The organism is Bacillus sp. DTU_2020_1000418_1_SI_GHA_SEK_038, from assembly GCF_032341175.1.
Lineage (GTDB): Bacteria > Bacillota > Bacilli > Bacillales > Cytobacillaceae > Cytobacillus.
On sequence record NZ_CP135435.1, the window covers coordinates 1,321,396 to 1,343,871 of the forward strand.

General features: G+C 37.1%; 17 protein-coding genes, 17 tRNA genes and 1 rRNA gene. 31 read left to right on the forward strand and 4 right to left on the reverse strand.

The genetic code is table 11. The features are described from left to right. Positions 1–91: 91 nt before the first annotated feature. The 19 genes from rrf (at position 92) to RRV45_RS06585 (ending at position 4,599) form a co-directional block, all read left to right on the forward strand. A 5S ribosomal RNA gene (rrf, locus tag RRV45_RS06495) occupies positions 92–208 on the forward strand. An 18-nt stretch (positions 209–226) separates the two neighbouring features. Next, positions 227–301 (forward strand) — tRNA-Asn (locus RRV45_RS06500). Between the two features lie 3 nt (positions 302–304). Further along, positions 305–395, forward strand: a tRNA-Ser gene (locus tag RRV45_RS06505). A gap of 15 nt (positions 396–410) precedes the next feature. Then, positions 411–485, forward strand: a tRNA-Glu gene (locus tag RRV45_RS06510). A 61-nt stretch (positions 486–546) separates the two neighbouring features. Next, positions 547–622, forward strand: a tRNA-Val gene (locus RRV45_RS06515). A 170-nt stretch (positions 623–792) separates the two neighbouring features. After that, positions 793–866: transfer RNA gene (locus tag RRV45_RS06520), tRNA-Met, on the forward strand. A 3-nt stretch (positions 867–869) separates the two neighbouring features. Then, positions 870–946: transfer RNA gene (locus RRV45_RS06525), tRNA-Asp, on the forward strand. A 6-nt stretch (positions 947–952) separates the two neighbouring features. Next, positions 953–1,028: transfer RNA gene (locus tag RRV45_RS06530), tRNA-Phe, on the forward strand. Positions 1,029–1,195: 167 nt separating this feature from the next. Then, positions 1,196–1,271 (forward strand) — tRNA-Thr (locus RRV45_RS06535). Between the two features lie 118 nt (positions 1,272–1,389). Continuing rightward, positions 1,390–1,474: transfer RNA gene (locus RRV45_RS06540), tRNA-Tyr, on the forward strand. Between the two features lie 5 nt (positions 1,475–1,479). Next, positions 1,480–1,553 (forward strand) — tRNA-Trp (locus tag RRV45_RS06545). Positions 1,554–1,562: 9 nt separating this feature from the next. Beyond that, positions 1,563–1,638, forward strand: a tRNA-His gene (locus RRV45_RS06550). Positions 1,639–1,667: 29 nt separating this feature from the next. Beyond that, positions 1,668–1,743 (forward strand) — tRNA-His (locus RRV45_RS06555). A gap of 65 nt (positions 1,744–1,808) precedes the next feature. Next, a tRNA-Gln gene (locus tag RRV45_RS06560) sits at positions 1,809–1,883 on the forward strand. 3 nt (positions 1,884–1,886) lie between these two features. Continuing rightward, positions 1,887–1,961: transfer RNA gene (locus RRV45_RS06565), tRNA-Gly, on the forward strand. Between the two features lie 11 nt (positions 1,962–1,972). Beyond that, positions 1,973–2,046 (forward strand) — tRNA-Cys (locus RRV45_RS06570). A gap of 25 nt (positions 2,047–2,071) precedes the next feature. Next, a tRNA-Leu gene (locus RRV45_RS06575) sits at positions 2,072–2,157 on the forward strand. A gap of 20 nt (positions 2,158–2,177) precedes the next feature. Then, positions 2,178–2,259 (forward strand) — tRNA-Leu (locus RRV45_RS06580). Between the two features lie 879 nt (positions 2,260–3,138). Next, positions 3,139–4,599, forward strand: a complete 1,461-nt coding sequence (locus tag RRV45_RS06585) for a sodium:solute symporter family protein (RefSeq protein ID WP_315667989.1) — start codon at positions 3,139–3,141, stop codon at positions 4,597–4,599. Between the two features lie 221 nt (positions 4,600–4,820). Here the strand turns inward: RRV45_RS06585 and RRV45_RS06590 are convergent, their stop codons facing one another. From RRV45_RS06590 to dctP, 3 genes are all read right to left on the reverse strand, one after another. Next, complete coding sequence (locus tag RRV45_RS06590) at positions 4,821–6,119, reverse strand: TRAP transporter large permease (protein ID WP_315667990.1); 1,299 nt, start codon at positions 6,117–6,119, stop codon at positions 4,821–4,823. 19 nt (positions 6,120–6,138) lie between these two features. Further along, complete coding sequence (locus tag RRV45_RS06595) at positions 6,139–6,681, reverse strand: TRAP transporter small permease (RefSeq protein WP_315667991.1); 543 nt, start codon at positions 6,679–6,681, stop codon at positions 6,139–6,141. 108 nt (positions 6,682–6,789) lie between these two features. Beyond that, positions 6,790–7,845: a TRAP transporter substrate-binding protein DctP gene (gene dctP, locus RRV45_RS06600; protein WP_315667992.1), complete on the reverse strand. Its 1,056-nt coding sequence runs from the start codon at positions 7,843–7,845 to the stop codon at positions 6,790–6,792. 206 nt (positions 7,846–8,051) lie between these two features. Here dctP and RRV45_RS06605 point away from each other — a divergent pair, with 206 nt between their 5' ends. Further along, positions 8,052–9,764 (forward strand): sensor histidine kinase, encoded by a 1,713-nt coding sequence (locus tag RRV45_RS06605; RefSeq protein ID WP_315667994.1) that lies wholly within the window; start codon positions 8,052–8,054, stop codon positions 9,762–9,764. A gap of 717 nt (positions 9,765–10,481) precedes the next feature. Beyond that, positions 10,482–11,195, forward strand: coding sequence for a response regulator transcription factor (locus RRV45_RS06610; protein WP_315667995.1), 714 nt, complete (start codon positions 10,482–10,484; stop codon positions 11,193–11,195). Between the two features lie 14 nt (positions 11,196–11,209). Here the strand turns inward: RRV45_RS06610 and RRV45_RS22090 are convergent, their stop codons facing one another. After that, positions 11,210–11,434: a DUF3311 domain-containing protein gene (locus RRV45_RS22090; RefSeq protein ID WP_410489338.1), complete on the reverse strand. Its 225-nt coding sequence runs from the start codon at positions 11,432–11,434 to the stop codon at positions 11,210–11,212. Between the two features lie 640 nt (positions 11,435–12,074). On the opposite strand from RRV45_RS22090, the gene RRV45_RS06615 reads away from it, so the two are divergent. The 10 genes from RRV45_RS06615 to RRV45_RS06660 all read left to right on the forward strand — a co-directional run bounded on the left by RRV45_RS06615 (position 12,075) and on the right by RRV45_RS06660 (position 22,357). After that, positions 12,075–12,350 carry a DUF485 domain-containing protein gene (locus RRV45_RS06615; RefSeq protein WP_315667996.1) on the forward strand — a complete coding sequence of 92 codons (276 nt, stop codon included), beginning with the start codon at positions 12,075–12,077 and terminating at the stop codon, positions 12,348–12,350. Continuing rightward, a complete protein-coding gene (locus RRV45_RS06620) occupies positions 12,347–13,900 on the forward strand; it encodes a solute symporter family protein (protein ID WP_315667997.1) in 1,554 nt (517 codons plus the stop codon). The genes RRV45_RS06615 and RRV45_RS06620 overlap by 4 nt, the downstream gene beginning before the upstream one ends. Continuing rightward, positions 13,888–15,657, forward strand: a complete 1,770-nt coding sequence (locus RRV45_RS06625) for a LytS/YhcK type 5TM receptor domain-containing protein (RefSeq protein WP_315667998.1) — start codon at positions 13,888–13,890, stop codon at positions 15,655–15,657. Before RRV45_RS06620 ends, RRV45_RS06625 begins: the two co-directional genes overlap by 13 nt. Further along, positions 15,654–16,406, forward strand: coding sequence for a LytR/AlgR family response regulator transcription factor (locus RRV45_RS06630; RefSeq protein ID WP_315667999.1), 753 nt, complete (start codon positions 15,654–15,656; stop codon positions 16,404–16,406). Before RRV45_RS06625 ends, RRV45_RS06630 begins: the two co-directional genes overlap by 4 nt. A gap of 144 nt (positions 16,407–16,550) precedes the next feature. After that, on the forward strand, positions 16,551–16,874 hold the full coding sequence (locus tag RRV45_RS06635; protein ID WP_315668000.1) for a DUF485 domain-containing protein: 324 nt from the start codon (positions 16,551–16,553) through the stop codon (positions 16,872–16,874). A gap of 13 nt (positions 16,875–16,887) precedes the next feature. Then, entirely contained in the window at positions 16,888–18,423 is a 1,536-nt protein-coding gene (locus tag RRV45_RS06640) for a solute symporter family protein (RefSeq protein WP_315668001.1), read from the forward strand. Between the two features lie 91 nt (positions 18,424–18,514). After that, positions 18,515–20,233 carry a sulfate adenylyltransferase gene (locus tag RRV45_RS06645; RefSeq protein WP_315668953.1) on the forward strand — a complete coding sequence of 573 codons (1,719 nt, stop codon included), beginning with the start codon at positions 18,515–18,517 and terminating at the stop codon, positions 20,231–20,233. A 180-nt stretch (positions 20,234–20,413) separates the two neighbouring features. Next, positions 20,414–20,797, forward strand: a complete 384-nt coding sequence (locus tag RRV45_RS06650) for a GntR family transcriptional regulator (protein ID WP_315668003.1) — start codon at positions 20,414–20,416, stop codon at positions 20,795–20,797. Beyond that, positions 20,781–21,677, forward strand: coding sequence for an ABC transporter ATP-binding protein (locus tag RRV45_RS06655; protein WP_315668004.1), 897 nt, complete (start codon positions 20,781–20,783; stop codon positions 21,675–21,677). Before RRV45_RS06650 ends, RRV45_RS06655 begins: the two co-directional genes overlap by 17 nt. Next, a complete protein-coding gene (locus RRV45_RS06660) occupies positions 21,674–22,357 on the forward strand; it encodes a hypothetical protein (protein WP_315668005.1) in 684 nt (227 codons plus the stop codon). The genes RRV45_RS06655 and RRV45_RS06660 overlap by 4 nt, the downstream gene beginning before the upstream one ends. Positions 22,358–22,476: the final 119 nt, after the last annotated feature.

The following is a 22,476-nucleotide window of genomic DNA, read 5'->3' on the forward strand; positions in this document are numbered from 1 at the left end:
CTTCTTCAGCATTATCTAGTTTTGAGGGAATGAAAATTTCTCTTGAAAAAAATCAAAAAGACGATATAATAGATATTGTCTTTAACAAAAGTCTAGTGGCGATAGCGAGAAGGCCACACCCGTTCCCATCCCGAACACGGAAGTTAAGCTTCTCAGCGCCGATGGTAGTTTGGGGCTGTCCCCATGTGAGAGTAGGACGTCGCTAGGCTTTTAATATATTCACTATTCCGCAGTAGCTCAGTGGTAGAGCATTCGGCTGTTAACCGAACGGTCGTAGGTTCGAATCCTACCTGCGGAGCCATCTGGAGAGCTGTCCGAGTGGCCGAAGGAGCACGATTGGAAATCGTGTATACGCTAACCGCGTATCAAGGGTTCAAATCCCTTGCTCTCCGCCATTTAAAAACTTATCTGGCCCCTTGGTCAAGCGGTTAAGACACCGCCCTTTCACGGCGGTAACACGGGTTCGAATCCCGTAGGGGTCACCATTTGGCATACTAAGTACGCGACATCCTGTCGCAACGTATGCACTTGCACGTCCTGTGCTTCGGAGGATTAGCTCAGCTGGGAGAGCATCTGCCTTACAAGCAGAGGGTCGGCGGTTCGATCCCGTCATCCTCCACCATGTTTACTTATAGCATGGAATATTATTGTCGCGGGGTGGAGCAACGAGCGTTACTCCATGAATCAACTGTGAGTTGTACCGATGCAGCTGCTGCTTGATTAAGCATCCTGAGATCGGGTCAGTCCTTATGCTTTATATGAGCATAGTAAAAATCATATAAATACTATTATCGCGGGGTGGAGCAGTCCGGTAGCTCGTCGGGCTCATAACCCGAAGGTCGCAGGTTCAAATCCTGTCCCCGCAATCTGGTCCGGTAGTTCAGTTGGTTAGAATGCCTGCCTGTCACGCAGGAGGTCGCGGGTTCGAGTCCCGTCCGGACCGCCATTTTGTGGCTCAGTAGCTCAGTCGGTAGAGCAAAGGACTGAAAATCCTTGTGTCGGCGGTTCGATTCCGTCCTGAGCCACCATTTAAAAAGAATACGCCGGCCTAGCTCAATTGGTAGAGGATTTTAAAAGCTTGCAGCACCGAAGCTTTACTCCCTTGATGGTAAACTTTTTAAATCTGCGACAAAGTTTGTAAGACTTTGAAGCACAATTTTTAGCAGTTTTTAAATTAGGAAATAAAATAATATACGCCGGCCTAGCTCAATTGGTAGAGCAACTGACTTGTAATCAGTAGGTTGGGGGTTCGAGTCCTCTGGCCGGCACCAAAAATTTAAAATTACAGCTTCGGAGCAGTTCTTCAATGAATGGTAATTTTAAATTTTTGCGACAAAGACCGCAGGACTTTGGAGCATATTATGACTACAGACAATTTCTAATAACTACGGTGGGGTAGCGAAGTGGCTAAACGCGGCGGACTGTAAATCCGCTCCCTTTGGGTTCGGCGGTTCGAATCCGTCCCCCACCACCATTTATAGGGGTATAGTTTAATGGTAAAACGAAGGTCTCCAAAACCTTTGATGTGGGTTCGATTCCTACTACCCCTGCCATAAATTATGGCGGTTGTGGCGAAGTGGTTAACGCATCGGATTGTGGTTCCGACATTCGTGGGTTCGATTCCCATCAGCCGCCCCATTTAATTATTGAAACTATTATGAATTATGGCGATTGTGGCGAAGTGGTTAACGCATCGGATTGTGGTTCCGACATTCGTGGGTTCGATTCCCATCAGTCGCCCCATTTTAATAAATAGTGGAACCCTTATCATAGGTTTTGATATAATATCATTAATTACTCTATATTATTGGGCTATAGCCAAGCGGTAAGGCATCGCACTTTGACTGCGACATGCGTTGGTTCGAATCCAGCTAGCCCAGCCATTTGCGGAAGTAGTTCAGTGGTAGAACACCACCTTGCCAAGGTGGGGGTCGCGGGTTCGAATCCCGTCTTCCGCTCCATTTTATTTTAAGGCGGCATAGCCAAGTGGTAAGGCATAGGTCTGCAAAACCTTGATCACCGGTTCAAATCCGGTTGCCGCCTCCAACTTCAAAATTATTTTTTTATATACGCCGGGGTGGCGGAACTGGCAGACGCACAGGACTTAAAATCCTGCGGTAGGTGACTACCGTACCGGTTCGATTCCGGTCCTCGGCACTTCCTTGAAATTTTAATACGCCGGTGTGGCGGAATTGGCAGACGCGCACGACTCAAAATCGTGTTCCTTCTGGAGTGTCGGTTCGATCCCGACCACCGGTATCTTTTGTTATTTTAGTTAAATAAGATTTTTTAGAAAGCTCATAACCCTCTTCAAATAGAGATTTATGAGCTTTTTCAATTTCTAAGAAGTCGTTAGAAAACGATTAGGACTTCAAATCATTTTACACATTTTATACACAACCATCTCCTCATATTTTCTTCATACTAAGTTGTTCATCCTCAATTCGTAATTCTTAATAGCATGTATTGCCATATCCTAGCCGTTCAATTACGAATTGGATTGATTGTCCTTTTATTGAGTGATATCTATGCCGTATGCATACCTGTCTTTTCGGTCAAAATATACCTTTTTGATATAGTGCCAGTTGTCTAGTTATTCACCTAGTTGATAGGTAGATAATTATTGGACTATTTTAAATCGTATCCATAATTTCCATAATTATTGACATCATATTTGTTATAATTTTTATAGCTTCATTTTAACTCTATATAATTTCATTTAAAATATTTAATATAGCTGGAGGAGATAAGGAATTGAATTGCCAGCAAGTTCTGTAAACCTTAAGATAGGATTACAGACTAATCGAACGAAAATGCACCTTAGCCCTTTACCACTGTTGTGCTTAGCAAAATAAAAGTGCAGAATTTTGCAAAGATAAATTAAGCTGCAATTTTAGATAAGAGCCTTGGTCATGATAGCCTTCATGGATAGCCAAGCCCTGTGGCTACTGGATTCTTGGTTAGAGAAGTATGCCTATAGATGTGGCTCCATGTCAGTTTGCAATACTCTGCATTTGCAATTGCAACAATGTTTACTTTTTCTCTGCAAAATACAGCTTTCTAATAGGTAATAATGTTGCATATTGTCAACAATTTTCGAAACTGATAATACAAAATAAGAATTATAAGGGAGAAAAAATGGATCAAAGTTCTATAGCTATTTTATTTATAGGGGCTTCTATGTTTATTCCTTTATGGATTGGTGCTAAAGCAGGTGAAAAAGACCAAGCGACCATATCTGGTTTTTTTGTTCAGAACAGGAGCATGTCCCCAATGACTGTATTCTTTACTGTTCAGGCCACCTGGTGGAGTGCTTTTGCTTTTTTGGGTTCTACTTCATATTATTACAACAATGGACCTGTATATTGGACAACCATAGGTTGGGATATACTTTTTGGAATACTTTTTTTGAGGATCGGAAAGAGAATATGGTTTTATGGAAAAGAGAACAACTATATTACTGCGACCGACTTTTTTATGGATATATATAAATCCAAAGCTTTAGGAATATTAGTCACGACTCTTATGATGCTTTTTACAATACCTTATTTTCAAATACAGATTTCTGGCGGAGCATATCTTATTGAAACAGCTTCAAAGGGATTGATACCAAGTCAGATGGGAGCTTTTGTATTTACCTCCGTTATAGTAATTTATGTTTGGACTGGAGGACTGAGGGCTGTTGCCTGGACCGATATTTTTTACCAGATATTAATAATTATTAGTGTATTGTTAGGTGGAATATTTATTGTTTATTATTTCAATGGAATTGGAAATCTCTTCTCGGAGTTAAATGATAAAGTGCCTGAAGTTTTAACTCTTCCTGGGCCTATGGGTCCGCTGCTATGGATTTCAATGTTTGTAATTGTTCCTATTGGCGCATTAATGGGACCTCCACTTTGGATAAGGATATATGCAGTAAAAGATGCCAAAACCTTTTATCTAATCCCTTTCTTGCTTGCTTCTATATCATTCATTAATATGACTCCTATGCTTTTAGGCAATGCGGGAATCCTTCTTGTAGATGAACTGGTTGATTCTGATACATTATTACCGAGGGTTGTTTTAAATTACATGCCATATATACTTGCCTATATAATACTAATTGGTGGTGCAGCTGCCGCCATGTCTACAGCAAACTCTCAAATTCATTCGATTTCAGCTATGTACACAATTGATATACATAAAAGATATATAAATAGAAATACGAGTGACAAAAGGTTACTCAATATAGGAAAGGTTGGAATTCTGATATTTGCAGTCCTTTCATATCTAACTTTTACTTTTATTCCAGGTTTAATGATTCAGCTTGGATTAATTGCACTAAGCGGTACAGCACAAGTATTTGTTCCGGTAGCAGGGGCTCTTTTTTGGGAAGAATCAAATGCAAAGGGCGCTATAGCGGGAATTATTACTGGATTAGCCGTTCTTATTATAATTTCATATAACTTTGATATAAATGTTGGAATAATAGGGTTTCTTGCATTAATCTTCAATGCATTTGTATTTATAGTAGTTTCAAAATTTTCACAGGAAGTAAAAGAAACTAAGGAGAGCATTAAGAATCTTAAATCAAAGTATAAAAGGTCTATTAATTAGAAAACTAGGCATATAAACGGAAAGGATGGGAATAGGCAATCAATATAAGGAAGGCTATTAGAATCTGCAAGAGGCGCATAATAATTTTATGCGCCTACTCTTTTCTTATTCAACTCTTTCAGATATCTAACTTGAAACCAAAGGTAATAGAGGTACATTTAAAAGGTATAAACAAGTACTTTAGTTCCTGTTAAGCCAACGATACGAACAGTGTGTTAATTTTATAAAAGGCCAAATAGTCTAGGTAGGAACAAAGCAATATCTGGAAAAACAGTAGTTATGAACAATGTTGGAAGCCAAGCGAAAAGAATCAACCACATTGTTGGTTTCATCATTTCGTTGATTGGTGCATTGCCTATTCTGGATCCAAGGTATAAAAATGGAGCGGTTGGAGGAGTAACACAACCTAGTCCAAGATTAACACCCATTATAGCTGCAAAGTGTACTGGATGAATTTCAAGTGCAATTGCTACTGGTAGTAATATCGGTGTTGTAAGAAGGATGGCACTTGTATCGTCCATAAGCATTCCTATAATAATCAAGAATAAGTTAAGCATGAAAATTAAAACGAGCCTATTATCTGTTGCTGCCATCATTAAATCAAGAATCATATTCGGTACATTTTCCATTATATATAATCTTGAAAGCATCATAACAGATAATAGCATGATCATAATTACACCAGCTGTTGTTCCGGCAGCTACTAATGCGGATTTGAATGTTTTCCAGTCAAGCCCCTTATAGAAAAGGATTCCAATGGGAATTGTATATAATACCGAAACTGCGGCAGCTTCTGTCGGAGTAAGGAAACCGCCGTATATGCCACCTAAAATGATAAAAGGTGCAATTAAAGCAGGAACAGCTTTTCCTGTTCTGTTTACTAAGGTATTAACGAAAACAGGTTTTTCCATTTTTTCTGGTAATACCAATGTTTTGCAGTCTCTTAGCATCCACCAGTTAGTTAGAATAAGTAATATAATGAGTAAGATTCCAGGACCTATAGTAGAAAGGAATGTAGCCAATACAGATTGGCCACCAATAAATGCAAATAAAATCATGTTCAGACTCGGTGGGATAAGAAGTCCCAGCAAGGATGCGCTTGAAATAAGTGCAGCGGAAACTCCTCGTGGATATCCCGCAGCTTGCATTCTTGGAAGCATAATAGTTCCAATACTTGAAAGGGTAGCGAAACCACTGCCGGAGATGGAACCAAAGAGGGCACATGATATCACCATTACTGCTCCAAGTCCTCCCTTTATACGCCCTATAAACATAGTGACAAAATTAATTAAACTTTCTCCAATTCCGCTCTTTTCCATAAGCTGACCTGCAAGTATAAAAAGTGGAATTGCCACTAGAATTAGGGAACTAACCTTACTGAAGCCATATGGTAATAGGAAGGTATAATCATATCCTCCAAAAACAACAATTACTAGGATGGAGGCAAAAAATGCATACGGTATTTCAACTCCAAGTAATAGAATGACTATTAAAACAAGAATGGCTACTAAAGAAAGCATTTAATTATACCTCCTTCCTTTAATCATTTTTATCATTGAATTGAATCTTCTTTATCCATTTTAAATAGAATCTTTTTATTCCATCATACAAATAAACTATATGGAAAAAGGTGCCTACACCTAAACCGAACAAAAGTGAAGATTGACCAACTATTACCGGAATACGCCAAACTGTAGTTAGCTGTCCATTATCGAGATTCCATTGGAATAATTGTATGGCCCAAAGAAAAAATACTATACCTAGACAAACACTCAAAGTATCACGTATTAGTGAAATCAAATCTTTTAAAAAACTCTCTTTCATCATAATAACGATGATATCCGCTTTAATATGGCTTTTTTCATAAGACCCGTAAGCGCTTCCAAACATATAAAGCCAGAAGGCACAAATAATTAGTATTTCTTCGTAGCCTAGTAAATTAAAGTCAAGGGCACGAGCTACAACAGCAGCAAAAGTAATTAATGTTACAAGTATATTGCTGACAATTAAACCAAACCTTAAAAACTTGACTAAAGCTGACCAAACGAATGATTTTTCTAACCTGTTTTCAAGGGAATGCATTTGCAATTCTCCTTTCTCTAATGTTGTAAACAAAATAAAAGGAAATAAGGGAAGGGTTTCCCTTCCCCATGTGTTAAAAACATTTGTTAGTTTGTTAGATTGCTAGTTTTATTTAAGTTTTTCAACTTCAGCTCTCATACCATCCATTAATTCTTTAGTCAATTGCTCTTCAAGCTTAGGCCAAGTAGTTTCTCTAACAAAATCTGCATAAGTGTCTATTTGTTCATCAGTGAATTCAATAACTTCAACGCCATAATCATCAGCTAATTTTTTCTTGTAGTTTTCTTCATTTTCTTGTGCTAAAGTAAAGCTTTTTTCACTTTGTTCGTTGAATGCTGCCACAACAATTTCAGCATCTTCAGGGGAAAGCTTTTCAAGAGTTTTTTCACTCATAACATAGCTTGTTGCTTCTGCATGCAAATAGTTTACATACATGTAATTGATTACTTCACCAACCCATGCATAGTTGATATTTGGTGTTCCACCTACCCAACCATCAACAACTTTTGTTTGAATAGCTGTAGGCACCTCTGCGTACGGAACGGTAATCGGAATGAAACCAAGATCTTCCTGTGGTATTCGGAAAGTAACCATGCCAGGACTTCTGGTTTTAACCCCTTTGTTTACCCCTGGAGTAAACATGTCAGTTGGTTCTGTTACAAAAGCTTGACCAATAAATCCTTCAAGCACAAATCCAAGGAATCTAACATCGTTTTCATCTGTTAATTTGCCCATTTCTTTAGCAAGATAAGAATCTGGAGCGTAAAGGATTTTTGCTTCATCAAAGCTCTTAGCGTAGTATGGAACATAAGCAGCTCCAAGCCTTGCGTCTAAAGCATCTGGAATCGTTATTTGTGCAGCATCGATAGTACCTCTTATGATTTCTTCGTAAACGGTTTCATATCCACCTAACTGGCTTGCTGGGAAGTATTTAATTTCAACTCTTCCCTCAGTTCTTTCCTTAACGATTTCAGCAAGTTCATTGTTTAGACCAGTAGCAATGTGTTCTAGCGGGGCATCAGATGCAAGTCTTAAAACGATAGGCTTAGTAGAAACATCACCACTGCCGCCAGTTTGTTTTCCGCCGCCACTACCGCAGGCAGTAAGCGCTATAAGTACCAACGCTAGTGTAAAAATAACCAGAGTAAATTTCTTGGTTCTCATTGTAATCCCCCTCTACTAATTGAATTTTCCGAATTATTTAAATCTAAATACAATAATAACGATCTATTGTTAAAAAACCCTTAAAATAATCTTAAAATTTAATAAAATAACCTAAAAATTCGAAAAAATCCAAAATGTGTATTACAGGTTTAAATTTTTTGATACAATGAATAAGATACCTCTGGTATGGGAGGTGACCTAATAAAATGATATATTTTTCACAGAGTTACATATTACTATTTATACTAATTATATTTGTATCAACAATCTCTTTACTCTATTTTTATATTTTTTCAAGGAACCATGAAAAGTATATTCATTTCTGGGGCCTGAGCTGGATCATGTATGCCCTTGGACTAATAAGTAATATTTTCTTAGTATCCGAGCCATTTCATATTCCCATCATTGGTTTTAAGCAGATGTGCGATTTACTTAACAGCCTTTTTCTTCTTATGGGGACATACTACTTTATTGGGAAAAAATTCCCATCCTATTGGATTCAATTTACCATTGTAAATATTATTTGGATTGCACTTGCTGTTTATTATGAATTATCATTTGTTACAGTCACTCTATTGTCTTCAGCTTTTTTCAACATTATTGCCATTGTTACAGGAGTTATGTTGTTTAGATTCTGGAAGGTTAATTTTTTAGGAAAGTTTATTGTTATTTCAATTTTTTTTATTTGGGGAATTCATAAAGGATCATATCCATACCTGTACACCCAATTTTTAAACGAATCTCTTGAATACACAACTGAGATTATTCTTGCAAATTTATTAAATTTCTGTATTATGCTTATTTACCTTCAAAAAATTCGACAAGAGCTTGTGGATAGAGAAAAATTGTACCGCGTTTTAGCGGAAAACGCACAAGATATGATATATATTTATAAATTAATGCCATACCCTTATTTTGAGTACGTAAGTCCTTCATGTGAAAAAATAATGGGATATAAGCCAGAGGAATTTTATCAAAACCCTAATTTGTTTTTCGAAATCATACATCCGGATGATAAAGAGTTTTTGAATGAACTATTTGACCCATTGTCAACTTTTGCAGAGCCCCTTACCTTAAGATGGGGGCATAAATCAAATAATTACGTATGGACAGAACAAAAAACAACTTTTATTCTTGAAAAAGAAGTAGGACTTACCCGGATAGAAGGAATTATACGTGATATCACAGAGAGAAAGAAGATAGAACAAAGCTTGGAGCTTGCTGAAAAATCAAGAAGAACAATGCTTACAAATATTTCCCATGAATTGAGAACCCCTATAACATCCATAGTAGGCTACACATCAGCAATTAAGGAAGGGCGTTACAAAGAGGATCAAATTGAAAAATATATTGATTTAATATATAAAAAATCGATTTTCCTGCAAAGGCTTGTGCAGGACTTATTCCAGCTTACCCAGTATGAATCTGGAAAAATATCATTTAACTTTTCTCAAATTTCTATAAACGAGTTTGTTATTGATATAATTGAGAAATATCGCTATGATGTATTACAGAACAACAGAAGGTTTGATGTCTCTTTTGATAAGAGGGATGAGTTTTTGGACGCCACCATTATAGTTGACATTGAAAGAATCGATCAGGTTTGTTCAAATCTAATCTTTAATGCAATAAAATTCTCACCCCAACAGGGACTAATTAAGGTTGAATTAAGTAGATCAGCGGATAGCCTTATAATATTAATAAAGGATACGGGTCCTGGAATACCAGAGACTGACAAAGAAAAAATATTTAACCGCTTTTTCAGAAGCAAATTCAATAAGGAAAATTATGAAGGCAGCGGTCTAGGACTTGCCATATCAAAAGAAATAGTTGAATACCACAAGGGTTCAATTTGGGTGGAGAGTGAGATCAACAAAGGATCCACTTTTTACTTCTCAATTCCAATCTACATATCATAAACTTTGACATGATCACAAAACTTGCTCATATTAAGAGATGGTTTTCCCTTCAATCTTTCTTACCATAATAGACTGCTTTCCAAAACGCTGTCTTGTAAATAACGGCTAATTTGTATGGGTTTACGCACTATTTGTTCGATTTGTGCTAGAACGTGTTGGCCAAAAACAATATGTGCTATAAATGTTTGGTTATGAAATGCCCACGCTCTAGCCATAGAAATTCTCGAAGCTTTAGATGTTGTTTTATCTATTTGAAAAATAACACAATGACTAAGCGTGATTTGTACCTATCATATACTCCTTTAGTACTTTAACGATCACCTGCTAAAGCCCCAATTGTTAGACACGCAGCTAACAGTAACATACTCCCCTTAAGATAGACAGGTAAAAAATAAAAAACTGTTTATCTAGGGGAGTTTTTGTACTTTTTTATCTTGGTCTTCAATTAATTCATTCGATAAGCGAGCAGCTGTATAATACTTACATTAAAACATTTACTAATCTCTTCTCCTCCTAATACAACTGGTAAATGCGTCCTACGCATCCCTGAATTTCCTGATAAAAATGACATTCCTTTTCTGTTGAATATATTCGCTTTGAAAGAAGTAAAATTTTAATATTTTGAGTATTTTTAATAGTTTGACGAAGTTAATGCAATACTAGTAATATATGTTATAATTATCTTAAATAAATTTAATGACATGTGTGGAGATAAACATGGCAAGAGAAAAAATCCTTATCGTTGATGATGAAGTAGAAATTCTGGAACTAATAAAATCATATTTAATAGAAGAACAATTCCAGGTACTTACTGCACAGGATGCTAAACATGCATTAACCAAGATTAAAACTGAACCACCTGATTTAATTCTCCTAGATATCATGCTACCTGATATTGACGGAATAGAGTTATGTTTGGAAATTAGGAAAGTTACAAATGCTCCGATTCTCTTTGTTAGCTGTAAATCCCAGGAGATGGACAAGGTTCTTGCCTTATCAGTTGGGGGAGACGATTATATCACTAAGCCGTTTTTACCGTATGAACTAGTGGCTAGAATAAAGGCTCATTTGAGAAGAAACCGTCTGGCTCAGCAAACAGATTATACGCCTACAATAATTAAATATCCTGGAATAAGTGTTAACCTGGATAGCCATGAGGTATATGTAAATGAAGAATTGGTAACGTTGTCATCAAAGGAATTTGAGATATTAGCCATACTCATTAAAAATCCAAAACGTATTTATAGTACGGAACAGTTATTTCAGATGGTGTGGAAGATGGGGGGACTTGATTCGGATTCGAGAACCATCATGGTGTACATTAGCAATTTGAGAAAGAAAATTGAAAAAGATCCTTCTAATCCTAAGTATATTGTCAATATTAGGGGAGTTGGTTACAAGTTTAATGCTAGCATGTACAATGAAAAATAATAAAGGCTGAGGAGTTATTTGTTATCCTTTTCTCCCCAGTTTTTTTTGTACGCATAGAAAAGTGTAATACACATGTATACCCATACTATGAGTACAAAACTATAGATAAATGGCATTCCAAATATAACCGGTTCGATTCTGTTGATAAAGAAAATCCCTGGAAATTCTATTAAGGCGAACCCTCCCAATAGCAACATGTTTATTCTAAATTTAACCTTATTTCTCTTTACACCAAGCATGGCTATTTTCCTTTCTATATTTTATTAAGGTTAATATAACATAAATCATAAATAAGTAAAACAGAATATTAAGTCAATTTTGTACGTAGTATAATGTAAAAATATCATCTTTCTATCAAACCCATGTAGAGTGTGTTATGTACTTTTCCTTTCATAACTATTCACTTATATTTTGCACTAAACAACAGTCTTTAACGATCATTGGCTCGGAAGCATTGATTTTATTGATGTTACCGGGCATTTTTGTGTCTATTTTAGGGTTCTATACTATTTTCTGGGGATATAAACAATTTAGGAAAAATAAGTACTCAAAACTTATGGTATCTTTTATACATTAAATGCTTAGAAACAAGTAAAAAATTGGGGGTGTGCGCATATGAATTTTATCTATGAAATATTCAGGGATAAAAAGATGTCCTAGTAAAAGAAATATATGTAATATACGTTACCTATAATTGATATGGTTTATCGGCTGCACTTAAAAGGTAAATTAAAAAGAAGGAAAAGCTCATGTATTGAAAAACGAACATGCGCTTTTAGTCTGACAGTGTTTCAGTATCAACTTTACAAGCCTAAGTCCTTCATGTATCATTTGAATTGAATCATTTTACTGATTTTTCAGAAAACAGGAGGAAGATAAATGGAGGAGCGAATTTTACATTTAATTCGTAAGAGAAAGCAGTTGATGGGGCCTGCTTTGGCTGTTGCATTGCTGTTTTATTTTTTGCTTCCTTTATCTCTTACTTTTATTCCTAATGTGATGACTCAGCCTAGCTTTATTTATAATATTTCTTGGGCATGGCTGTATGCATTTTTACAAATTCCGATGACATGGTTTTTCTGTTGGCTTTATCATATAACAGCTAAAAAAATTGAACGACAAATGGAAGGCATCGATAAGGAGGAATCGATTTGAATCCTACTTATTTTTTATTCCTTATTTATATCATTGTTTGTACATTGATTATTACATATTGGGCAGCTAAGCGAAGTAAAACAACTAATCGGTTTTACATTGCTTCAGGGTCGTTAACAGGTTTTCAAAATGGAATGGCTATAGCTGGTGATTTCATTAGTGCAGCCTCCTTTCTCGGTATAGTTGGGATGGTTGCAATTCGTGGCTATGATGGTTTTTTATATTCCATTGGCTTTTTAGTATCTTATCTTGTTGTATTATTTTTAGTTGCTGAACCTATACATCGCCTAGGAAAATACTCCCTTGGAGATGTAATTTGTTCCCGATTTCCAAGTGAGAAGATGAGATTAATTATGGCCTTTTGTACATTTATCATTTCCATACTATACATGATTCCTCAACTTGTTGCTTCAGGATTTCTACTTCGATTACTGCTAGATATCGATTATTCTATTTCAGTCATTGTGATTGGGGGATTAATGACGATCTATGTCGTTGTAGGCGGGATGATAGCGACTTCTTGGGTACAGATTGTGAAAACCGTTCTTCTTATGTCAGGAACATTTCTTCTCACACTTATCGTTTTTTCTCATTTTAATTGGGATGTTGCGAAGTTAATTGAAGAAGTAAAAACAGGTACGCCTTTAAGAGAGAACTTCTTCCTTCCTGGAAATTTATTTGATAATCCATTGGAATTCCTTTCGCTGCAACTTGCTTTAGTGCTTGGGACTGCTGGATTACCTCATATTCTAATACGACTATTTACGGTAAGTAATACATTTGAGGTTCGCAGGTCACTAATAAGCGCAACATGGATTATTGGAATTTTTTATTTAATGACACTCGTTTTAGGCCTTGGGACTGTCGCATTCTTAGGATATGATTCGCTAATGGTACTTGACCCTACTGGAAATTTAGCAGCACCATTACTTGCTAAGGCGGTTGGTGGTGACTTCTTGTTGGCATTTGTTTCAGCGATTGCTTTTACAACCATCGTTGCAGTGGTTGCAGGACTTGTTATTTCCGCCACAACTGCTTTTTCCCATGATATTTTCCATCATATCTTGAAAAAAGGGAAATCAACAGAAAAGGAGCAATTGAGGGCAGCACGATGGTCGGCCTTAGGAATCGGATTGATTTCCACCTTATTTGCGTTACATTTGGAGACCATTAATGTAACATTTCTCGTTTCGATGACTTTTATTGTTGCCGCATCAAGTATTTTCCCGGTTCTTTTATTAACTATTTATTGGAAGCGCTTTACTCAAGTGGGAGCCATTACGGGTATGTTTACTGGTCTAGTTGCTTCTTTATTATTCGTTGTTTTAGGTCCTTACATTATGAATCCAAATGATGGATGGATTAAAGCAGAGGCTGTGTTTTCGCTATATAATCCAGGTATTATAACAATTCCAATGGGCTTTCTAGGTGCATATTTGGGAACCATTCTTTCAAGCAAGCAATCCGATTCAATAACAGAATTTAACAATTTTTATATTCAATCGCAGACCGGCATTGCCTTAAGGGGAGAAAAGAAATGGAAAGCTTAACGATTATTTTGTTTGAACGTTTGGGACTACTTCTTATTATTGCATTTGTGATGACACGGACCCCTGGTTTCAGGTCATTGGTGTACCGCAATTATAGTGTGAAGATGTCGATCGTTCATGCATTGGTGTTTGGCTTATTTGGAATAGCAAGTACGGTTACTGGGATTGTCATACATGAGGATGGAGTCATCAGTCATCAGTTAGTTATTTTTCCAGTAGAGGATCATCACTTAATTGTTAGCTTAAGCCTTGTTGCGATTGTGATTGCCGGTTTATTAGGTGGGCCGACACTTGGTTTTTGGGCAGGGGTTATTACTGGAATCCATCTGCTATTTGTTGGTGGTGTTGGGGGAGTGGCGAATAGCCTTGTCAATCCTATTTCAGGTTTACTGGCAGGGTTAACAGCAAGGTTTTTTTCCAACGAACGTGTTATCTCTCCATTGAAGGCCCTATTTATTGGGGTTTTTCCTCCAGTTTTACATATGCAATTATTACTCATTATGTACACAGATCGGCTAGATATGATTACACTTGTCAATACGATTGGCTTACCACTTGTATTATCGAATAGTACAGCGATTGCAATTTTTACAGCGATGATCGGAATTGTTTTACGAGAACAAGAAAATGAGGCAGCGCTAGCATCGAAACAAGCATTAACCATTGCTAAAGAGGCACTTCCTTTTTTAAAAAAAGACTCTCCTATTGACGTTGCGAATGGCTTAGCAAAATTATTATATAGTCGCCTGAGGCTTGCTGCAGTTTCCATTACAGATCAAAAGGAGGTCTTAGCCCATAAAGGATTGGGTGAAGAGCATCATCTTTTTGGTGATTCAATTACGGCACATCCAGCACAAAAGTCGATTAATTTGAAAAAAATTCAGGTTACACACGTGAAATCAGATTTAATGTGTACTCATAAAAATTGCAGCCTAGAGGCAGCTATTTTCATTCCAATAATAGAAGATGATCATGTAACGTATCTTATTGCTTTCTATTTCCGTAAAGCAGAGCATATTTCTCCTGTTGAAATGATGATGGCACAAGGGCTAGGACAATTTATTTCAGACCAATTGAACATGCTTGGGGCGGAAAAACTAAAGGCACATATCCGAGATGCAGAGTTAAGGAATTTACAAGCACAAATCAATCCGCACTTTTTGTTTAATACTCTTCAATTAATTGCTGGTTTGTTTCGGGAAAATCCATTGAAGGCTCGTCTCTTAACACTGCAATTAGCAAGTTATATGAGGTTTAATTTACGTTTAGTATCGAAATCATTGGTTGAACTTGAAAAAGAGTGTGACCATGCTGAAGCCTATACTTCTATTATTCAAGAACGATTTAAAGGAAGATTACAAATTGATTTTATAAAGCCAGCTGATCTTTCAAATATTTATATTCCGCCATCGAGCATTCAGCCATTGATTGAAAATTCGGTTCAACATGGTTTAAAGAATGTAACAGATGGTGCAAAGATTGAAATTATAATAGAAAAAGAGAATGGGAGGCTTGCCGTTCAAGTTCGGGATAACGGCAGCGGTTTTCCTAAACATATTTTACCGATAGTAAGTCTGCAACCATTAGTAAGTCATAATAATGGTGGGACAGGTATTTATAATGTGAACCAACGATTAGTCCATTTATTAGGAGATTCGGCGAGATTGCATATTCGAAATTTGTCCCAAGGGGGAAGTGAAGTGAAGTTTTCGATTCCAATTTCAAATCAATTTGAAGAGGAGCAGGTGATGGGATGAATATTCATGCGATGATAGCTGAAGATGAAATGATGGCAAGAAAGGAATTGCTCTATTTATTGAAAGAAGAGAAGGGAGTGATCCTTACTCCACACGCGGAGACGGGTGAACAATTAATTGAGTTATATTCTGAACATCGGCCGGATGTTATTTTTCTTGACGTAGAGATGCCAGGTTTAACAGGAATCGAGGCAGCCCGATTTATTTTGAAACAGGAGACAGCCAGGATTCCTTTATTTGTGTTCACTACTGCATATGATGAGTATGCAATGGATGCTTTTGAAGTAGAAGCGGTTGACTACTTATTAAAACCATATGACGAGACGAGATTTCGAAGGACAATGAACCGCATTCGCAAAAGTATGATGAACCGAAAGAATAGTAGTGAAGCAACTGAAAAAAAGGTACAAACTATTGTATCAAAGATGTTAATTGATGACGGAGAACGTATGGTTGTTGTCTCACCTGATTCCATTTACTACGCTGTCCCAAATAAACGATTTTTAGAGATTCATACCGAAGATAAGGTCATTATGAGTCGGATGACTTTACAAGATTTAGAGGATCAGTTGGCAGGTCATTTATTTTTCCGAGCACATCGCAGTTATTTAGTAAATCTAAATCACGTTTTAGAAATAACCCCATGGTTTAACGGAACAAGCAATTTAACTCTAAAAGATAAAAATCGAACAAAAATCCCTGTAAGTCGTTCTGCGAGTAAAACCATTTTTGAAATCTTTAAAGGATAAGTTCAATACGCCAGGATTTACAACCATTCACCAGTCATACATAACCATTCACCCTGTGTTTTCAACCGTTCATCCATTTTCTATTTATATAATATTCCAAATATATATAATTATCTATAAATTGGAGGAAGGGGATGGTTGATTTTGGCTCAAAGGGAATTAATTACTGAGAAAAGTGTAGATTATGTAAAGGTTGAAAGCAGTCAACAGTTTAAACAATTTTTGAGCAAAAAGAATAAATTTTTAGTACCGATGACCGTGTTTTTTATGATTTTTTACTTTTTATTGCCAATTTTCACCTCTTACACAACATTTTTAAATACCCCAGCAATTGGAGATATTTCTTGGACATGGATTTTTGCGGTTTCTCAGTTTGTCATGGTTTGGGTATTAAGTGCAATCTATGTAAAAAAAGCAGGTTCCTTTGATAAAGAAGCCGAACAAATCATTTATGAGCAGTTAAACTAAGGGGGAATGGCAGATGGATCCGATTGTAGTTGTTCTTTTTCTCGCAATCGTTATTCTTACGTTAGTTATCACCTATATTGCAGCAAAACAAACAAAATCCACTGGAGATTTTTATACGGCAGGTGGGGGATTAACAGGATGGCAGAATGGATTAGCAATAGCTGGTGATTATTTATCGGCTGCATCCTTCCTTGGTATTGCAGGAATGATTGCTTTGCAAGGGTTTGACGGATTTTTCTATAGTATCGGATTTTTGATTGCTTATTTAGTTGTATTGTTGTTAGTTGCAGAGCCTTTGCGTAACCTCGGTAAATATACGTTAGCGGATATGATTAATTCTCGCTTTGATGCAAAAAAAGTAAGAGGGGCGGCTGCTCTTAGTACGATTACCATCGTTCTTTTCTACATGATTGCACAACTTGTTGGTGCTGGTGCACTTATACAGCTTTTGTTCGAGATCCCTTATTGGATAGCGGTGTTAATTGTTGGTGTTATGATGACGATTTACGTCTTATTCGGTGGCATGATCGCTACGAGTTGGGTACAGATTACAAAGGCTGTACTTCTGATGGCAGGAATGGTTATTATCTCCTTCATGGTATTAATGAAATTTAACTTTAATATAGGGGCCATGTTTACAGAAGTAAAAACGGCAACTAGTCATGGTGCAGATTATTTAAATCCAGGAATCAAATATAAAAATCCTTTAGGAACGCTTTCATTAATGCTTGCCTTAGTGCTTGGAACAGCTGGACTTCCACACATTCTGATGCGCTTTTTCACGGTAAAAGATGCAAAAACTGCCAGAACCTCGGTTATTACAGCAACTTGGACAATTGGAATTTTTTATATTTTAACATTATTCCTTGGCTTCGGGGCTGCCATTTATGTTGGTGAAAGTGAAATTCTTGCGGCAAATAAAGGCGGAAATATGGCGGCACCTCTACTAGCTGAGGCAATCGGCGGGAACATCTTATTTGCTTTCATTTCAGCGGTTGCATTTGCGACAATCTTAGCGGTGGTCGCTGGTCTCGTGCTATCAGGAGCATCTGCATTTGCCCATGATATTTATGGACAAATTATAAAAAAAGGAAAGATAACAGAGAAAGAGCAGATGCTAGCTGCACGCTATGCAGCATTAGGTGTTTCTGTTGTATCTATTCTATTATCATTAGGTGCTCAATACTTAAACGTAGCCTTCCTAGTTTCTTTAGCATTTTGTATCGCCGCAAGTGCGAATTTACCAGTAATTTTATATACAGTATATTGGAAGCGCTTTAATACATCAGGTGCAGTTTGGGGAGTTTTTTCCGGGTTGATCTCAGCATTAGTGTTAGTATCAATAAGTCCCAGCGTGTTCTCACCAGTTGAAGGGGCCGCTCTATTTGTAGGGAATCCAATTTTTCCATTCGATAATCCTGCACTTGTTAGTGTGCCATTAGGCTTTCTCGGTGGTTATCTTGGAACTATTTTCTCGAAAGAAAATGATTATAAACGCTATGCTGAAGTTGCTGTACGAGCGCATACAGGCTATAAAAATGCCGAATGAATGTACATTAAAAAACACTTAATTGAATAGACATGGGGAGAAAGTAAAAGTAGGAAAAGCAGATTGTTTAGGGGGTTGAGATGGATTGGTAATGAACAAAGAAACAAGTGTCGAAGAAAAAGCAACAAAATATCCACAACTGCCACATGGGGGAAAATTAGTTAATCGTGTTTTAACTGGAGAAGAACGAGACCGAGCACTGGAACGGGCAAATCAGCTTCCATTTATAATGGTCGATTTAGAGGCTGTCATAACGCTCGAAATGATTGCTACAGGTGTGCTATCTCCTAATGAAGGGTTTATGAATGAAGCGGACTATAAATCAGTATTAATAGAAGGGCGCCTAGCAAATGGACTTGTTTGGCCTGTGCCGCTGAGCTTCGCACCTGTTGGTGACAGAAATAAGCATGTGATTCAATCTCTATCTGTAGGAGATGAGGTCGCATTAGTGGATGAATCGAAGGAACCGGTAGCTATATTAAAATTAGAAGATATTTTCGAATATGACCGAAACTTCCGCGCTCAGCAACTCTTTGGTACGACTGACCGCAGTCATCCTGGTGTTGATTCTATTTATCGAAGAATGGGGGATACTGCATTAGGCGGACCGATTCAGTTACTTCGCCGTGTCCATTGGGGGCCATTTGAAAAAATACGGATCGAACCGAAAGATACATGGAAACTCTTTTATGAAGAGAAAAAATTTAAATCGGTTGCTGGCTTTATTACAGGTGCAAATCCATTACATCGCGGTCACGAATATATTCATCGCAATGCACTTGAGGAAATGGATGGATTATTTGTACAGCCATTAGTTGAGATGGCAAAGCGTGAATATACGAGACATGAATTCCGTATGTTATCCTATCAGGCTGTGCTTGATACTTATTATCCAAAGGAGAGAACCATTCTTTCACCATTGCGTGTGACCTATATTTTTGCGGGTCCTCGTGAAGCTGTTCTCCATGCACTCATTATGAAAAATTACGGCTGTACCCATGCTTTAATTGGTCGAGATCATGCGGGTGTTGGTGATTATTATGATAAATATGCAAGTCACACGATTTTTGATAAGTTTACGAAAGAGGAGCTAGGGATTGATATTCGGTTATTTCATGAGGTGTTTTATTGCACGCGCTGTGATAACCCAGCAACAGAACAAACATGTCCACACGATGATCGCTATCGAATCAATATTTCTGGAACAGGGATCCGTGAGTTGCTGCGGTATGGCGTTTTACCACCGAAGGAAATTGTAAGACCGGAATCTGCCCGTATTGCCATGCAAGGTGTACAGCCTAAAGGTGTCGATGAGGAAGGGCTTGCAATTGCACCTGTTGGAAAAACGATAAAGTCTATTTTTCCTTATTATCTGCATTCTAAGGGAATTGGTGGTTCCAAACGCAAGCGACCTTTAGTGGTGGATGAACTAACGATAGAAGATTTAGAAGCAGCCATTAAGGATATACGTGAAAATGCGGACCGAGTGTATAAGGAGATCTTTGAAGAATTCAGTTATGTAACAGATCACCTTCGTTCCGTCCAGCCGGAGTGGGTTTCGGAAGCTAGAGAATCGATATATCGTCAACAAGAAATGGTTGTAGAAAACTTGAAAGAAAAAGTAGATAGAGCAATGGAAAAAGCGTCAGATGAATTTTTGTATCAGGATAAATCAGAAGCTGAGCGCGAACTAGAAGTAGCGAACAGGATATTAGAAGATATTCCTGCTGCTTTGCGCAAAGTGGATATTGAATACCGAACATGGAATCCTCTGCCATATAGGCGGTATAGGGGGAGTGATGAGGAATAGATTGTTAGAATAAAATGGTTTGGATCTATGAATGACCTGTCCAATAATGGATGGGTCATTTTTTATGGTTTTGAAACCTTTTTATAAAATTCACACTTTTATAAAAACCCCTATTGACTCTATACTTTATTTGTTATATGGTTAATTACATAAGTAACTAACCAATGTGGTGGTGAGGATATGAAACAGTTAATTGACGATGGTCGGCCTATATTTCTGCAAATTATGGAACGGATTGAGGATGACATTATTGAAGGTGGGTTGGCGGAAGAATCACAGGTTCCATCGACAAATCAGTTTGCCGCATTTTACAAAATTAATCCTGCAACTGCAGCGAAAGGTGTTAATTTATTAGTGGATGAAGGTATTTTATATAAAAAGCGGGGGATTGGGATGTTTGTTGCAGAGGGAGCACGTGAAAAGGTCATTAACAAACGAAAAGAACAGTTTTTTGAACAGTATATCATCACGATGATCCATGAAGCGAAGAAGTTAGGCATTACGGCAGATCAGCTGACAGATATGGTTGGAAAGGGGATGATTAGGAATGAAAAGGATAGTTGAGGTTAAACAACTTGCTAAGTCATATAGAGAATTTAAGGCGCTCGATGATATAACATTTACGATTGAGGAAAATAAAATTTACGGATTACTTGGAAGAAATGGTGCTGGCAAAACAACTCTAATGAAATTGTTAACTGCTCAAGAGTTTCCTACGAAAGGTGAAATAAAAGTATTTGGTGAAACCCCTGAGGAAAACAGGAGAGTATTAAGTCAAATATGTTTTATTAAAGAAAGTCAAAAGTATCCGGATAATTTCAGCGTTCATGATATTTTAAAAGTTTCAAAATCCCTATTTCCAAATTGGGATGAGGAGTTTGCCTACTCCTTAGTTAAAGATTTCAATCTCCCTTTAATAAGAAAGCCAAAAAAACTATCAAGGGGGATGCACTCAGCAGTTGGGGTTGTCATCGGCCTTGCTAGTCGAGCACCGATAACGATATTTGATGAACCATATTTAGGACTTGATGCAGTTTCAAGAGGAATATTTTATGACAAATTGATGGAGGATTACTCGGAATATCCTCGTACCGTCATATTATCAACTCATTTAATTGACGAGGTAAGTAATTTACTTGAACATATTTTAGTTATTGACAAAGGTCGATTAATCATAAATGATGAAGCGGAAAATTTACGAGGTATTGCCTATACGGTGACTGGGCAAGCAGCGAGAGTAGAAGCGTTTGTGAAAAACAAGGAAGTCATCCATCGAGAGCCTTTTGGCGGATTGCTTTCTGCTACAGTTATGCAAAATAAGAACAGTATGGATTGCATTCAAGCAGAAGCTAGCGGACTTGAAATATCGACAGTTTCCTTACAGCAATTGGTTGTTCATATGACAAAAGGAAAATCTACTCATGAAGGAGCGATTGCCCAATGAATATTCAAAGTGTGGTAAAGATGCACTCTAGAGATAAATGGGCGTGGTTTTTTATTCCGAATATTATTCTCTTTTCAGTATTCCTTTTAAATTTTATCGTCAGCCTGCTTATTTCAAGTGATGAAAAAATGTATACTGGAGGAGTCTCGTACATTTTTTTCTATATGCTAGTCATGGGGATCATTATTGTTGTGCAAACATATCCTTATGCAATCGGAATGTCAATTAGAAGAACGGATTACTTTTTCGGCACTGTCGTTATGGGTGTCGCTGTAAATATATTGTATGGAATAATGTTAGTTCTCCTAGCGGCAATAGAAAATGCAACAAATGGGTGGGGAGAAAGGGTCCATTTCTTTCACTTTCCCTATTTGAATGATGGGACACTTTTGGAACAATTGATAGTATATATTATCCTGCTTATTAATTTATTTTGTATCGGATTACTAATATCCAGCACAGCTCGTCGCTTTGGTGCAAAAGGCCTCGTTATAGCGATAATTTCTTTATTATTAATTTCAAGTGTTGCCGCACTTTTTGTGACTTATTATGGTGTTTGGATGGATATTTTTCAATGGTTCGTACAGTTTACTGCTGTTCAAATTGCATATTGGCTCATTCTTCCAACTTTATTATATATGATGCTCTCATATGCGCTATTGAAAAGAGCAACTGTTTAATTGTTTGTTAACTTCAAGTATTCAAGTAAAAAAGGCTTGTTACAGGCTGTGTTACATTGGGTGTGCGTTTAACTATACTAGATAAATGCTGTTAATCAAAAAGGGGAAGGAAGAATTCA

Bases quoted from the DNA above. Each gene is read 5' to 3' on its own strand.
- RRV45_RS06595 (WP_315667991.1), bottom strand. From the start codon at position 6,681: ATGCATTCCCTTGAAAACAGGTTAGAAAAATCATTCGTTTGGTCAGCT.
- RRV45_RS06655 (WP_315668004.1), top strand. From the start codon at position 20,781: ATGAAAAGGATAGTTGAGGTTAAACAACTTGCTAAGTCATATAGAGAA.
- RRV45_RS06590 (WP_315667990.1), bottom strand. From the start codon at position 6,119: ATGCTTTCTTTAGTAGCCATTCTTGTTTTAATAGTCATTCTATTACTT.
- RRV45_RS06645 (WP_315668953.1), top strand. From the start codon at position 18,515: ATGAACAAAGAAACAAGTGTCGAAGAAAAAGCAACAAAATATCCACAA.
- RRV45_RS06615 (WP_315667996.1), top strand. From the start codon at position 12,075: ATGGAGGAGCGAATTTTACATTTAATTCGTAAGAGAAAGCAGTTGATG.
- RRV45_RS06585 (WP_315667989.1), top strand. From the start codon at position 3,139: ATGGATCAAAGTTCTATAGCTATTTTATTTATAGGGGCTTCTATGTTT.
- RRV45_RS06660 (WP_315668005.1), top strand. From the start codon at position 21,674: ATGAATATTCAAAGTGTGGTAAAGATGCACTCTAGAGATAAATGGGCG.
- RRV45_RS22090 (WP_410489338.1), bottom strand. From the start codon at position 11,434: ATGCTTGGTGTAAAGAGAAATAAGGTTAAATTTAGAATAAACATGTTG.
- dctP (WP_315667992.1), bottom strand. From the start codon at position 7,845: ATGAGAACCAAGAAATTTACTCTGGTTATTTTTACACTAGCGTTGGTA.
- RRV45_RS06610 (WP_315667995.1), top strand. From the start codon at position 10,482: ATGGCAAGAGAAAAAATCCTTATCGTTGATGATGAAGTAGAAATTCTG.
- RRV45_RS06630 (WP_315667999.1), top strand. From the start codon at position 15,654: ATGAATATTCATGCGATGATAGCTGAAGATGAAATGATGGCAAGAAAG.
- RRV45_RS06640 (WP_315668001.1), top strand. From the start codon at position 16,888: ATGGATCCGATTGTAGTTGTTCTTTTTCTCGCAATCGTTATTCTTACG.
- RRV45_RS06625 (WP_315667998.1), top strand. From the start codon at position 13,888: ATGGAAAGCTTAACGATTATTTTGTTTGAACGTTTGGGACTACTTCTT.
- RRV45_RS06650 (WP_315668003.1), top strand. From the start codon at position 20,414: ATGAAACAGTTAATTGACGATGGTCGGCCTATATTTCTGCAAATTATG.
- RRV45_RS06605 (WP_315667994.1), top strand. From the start codon at position 8,052: ATGATATATTTTTCACAGAGTTACATATTACTATTTATACTAATTATA.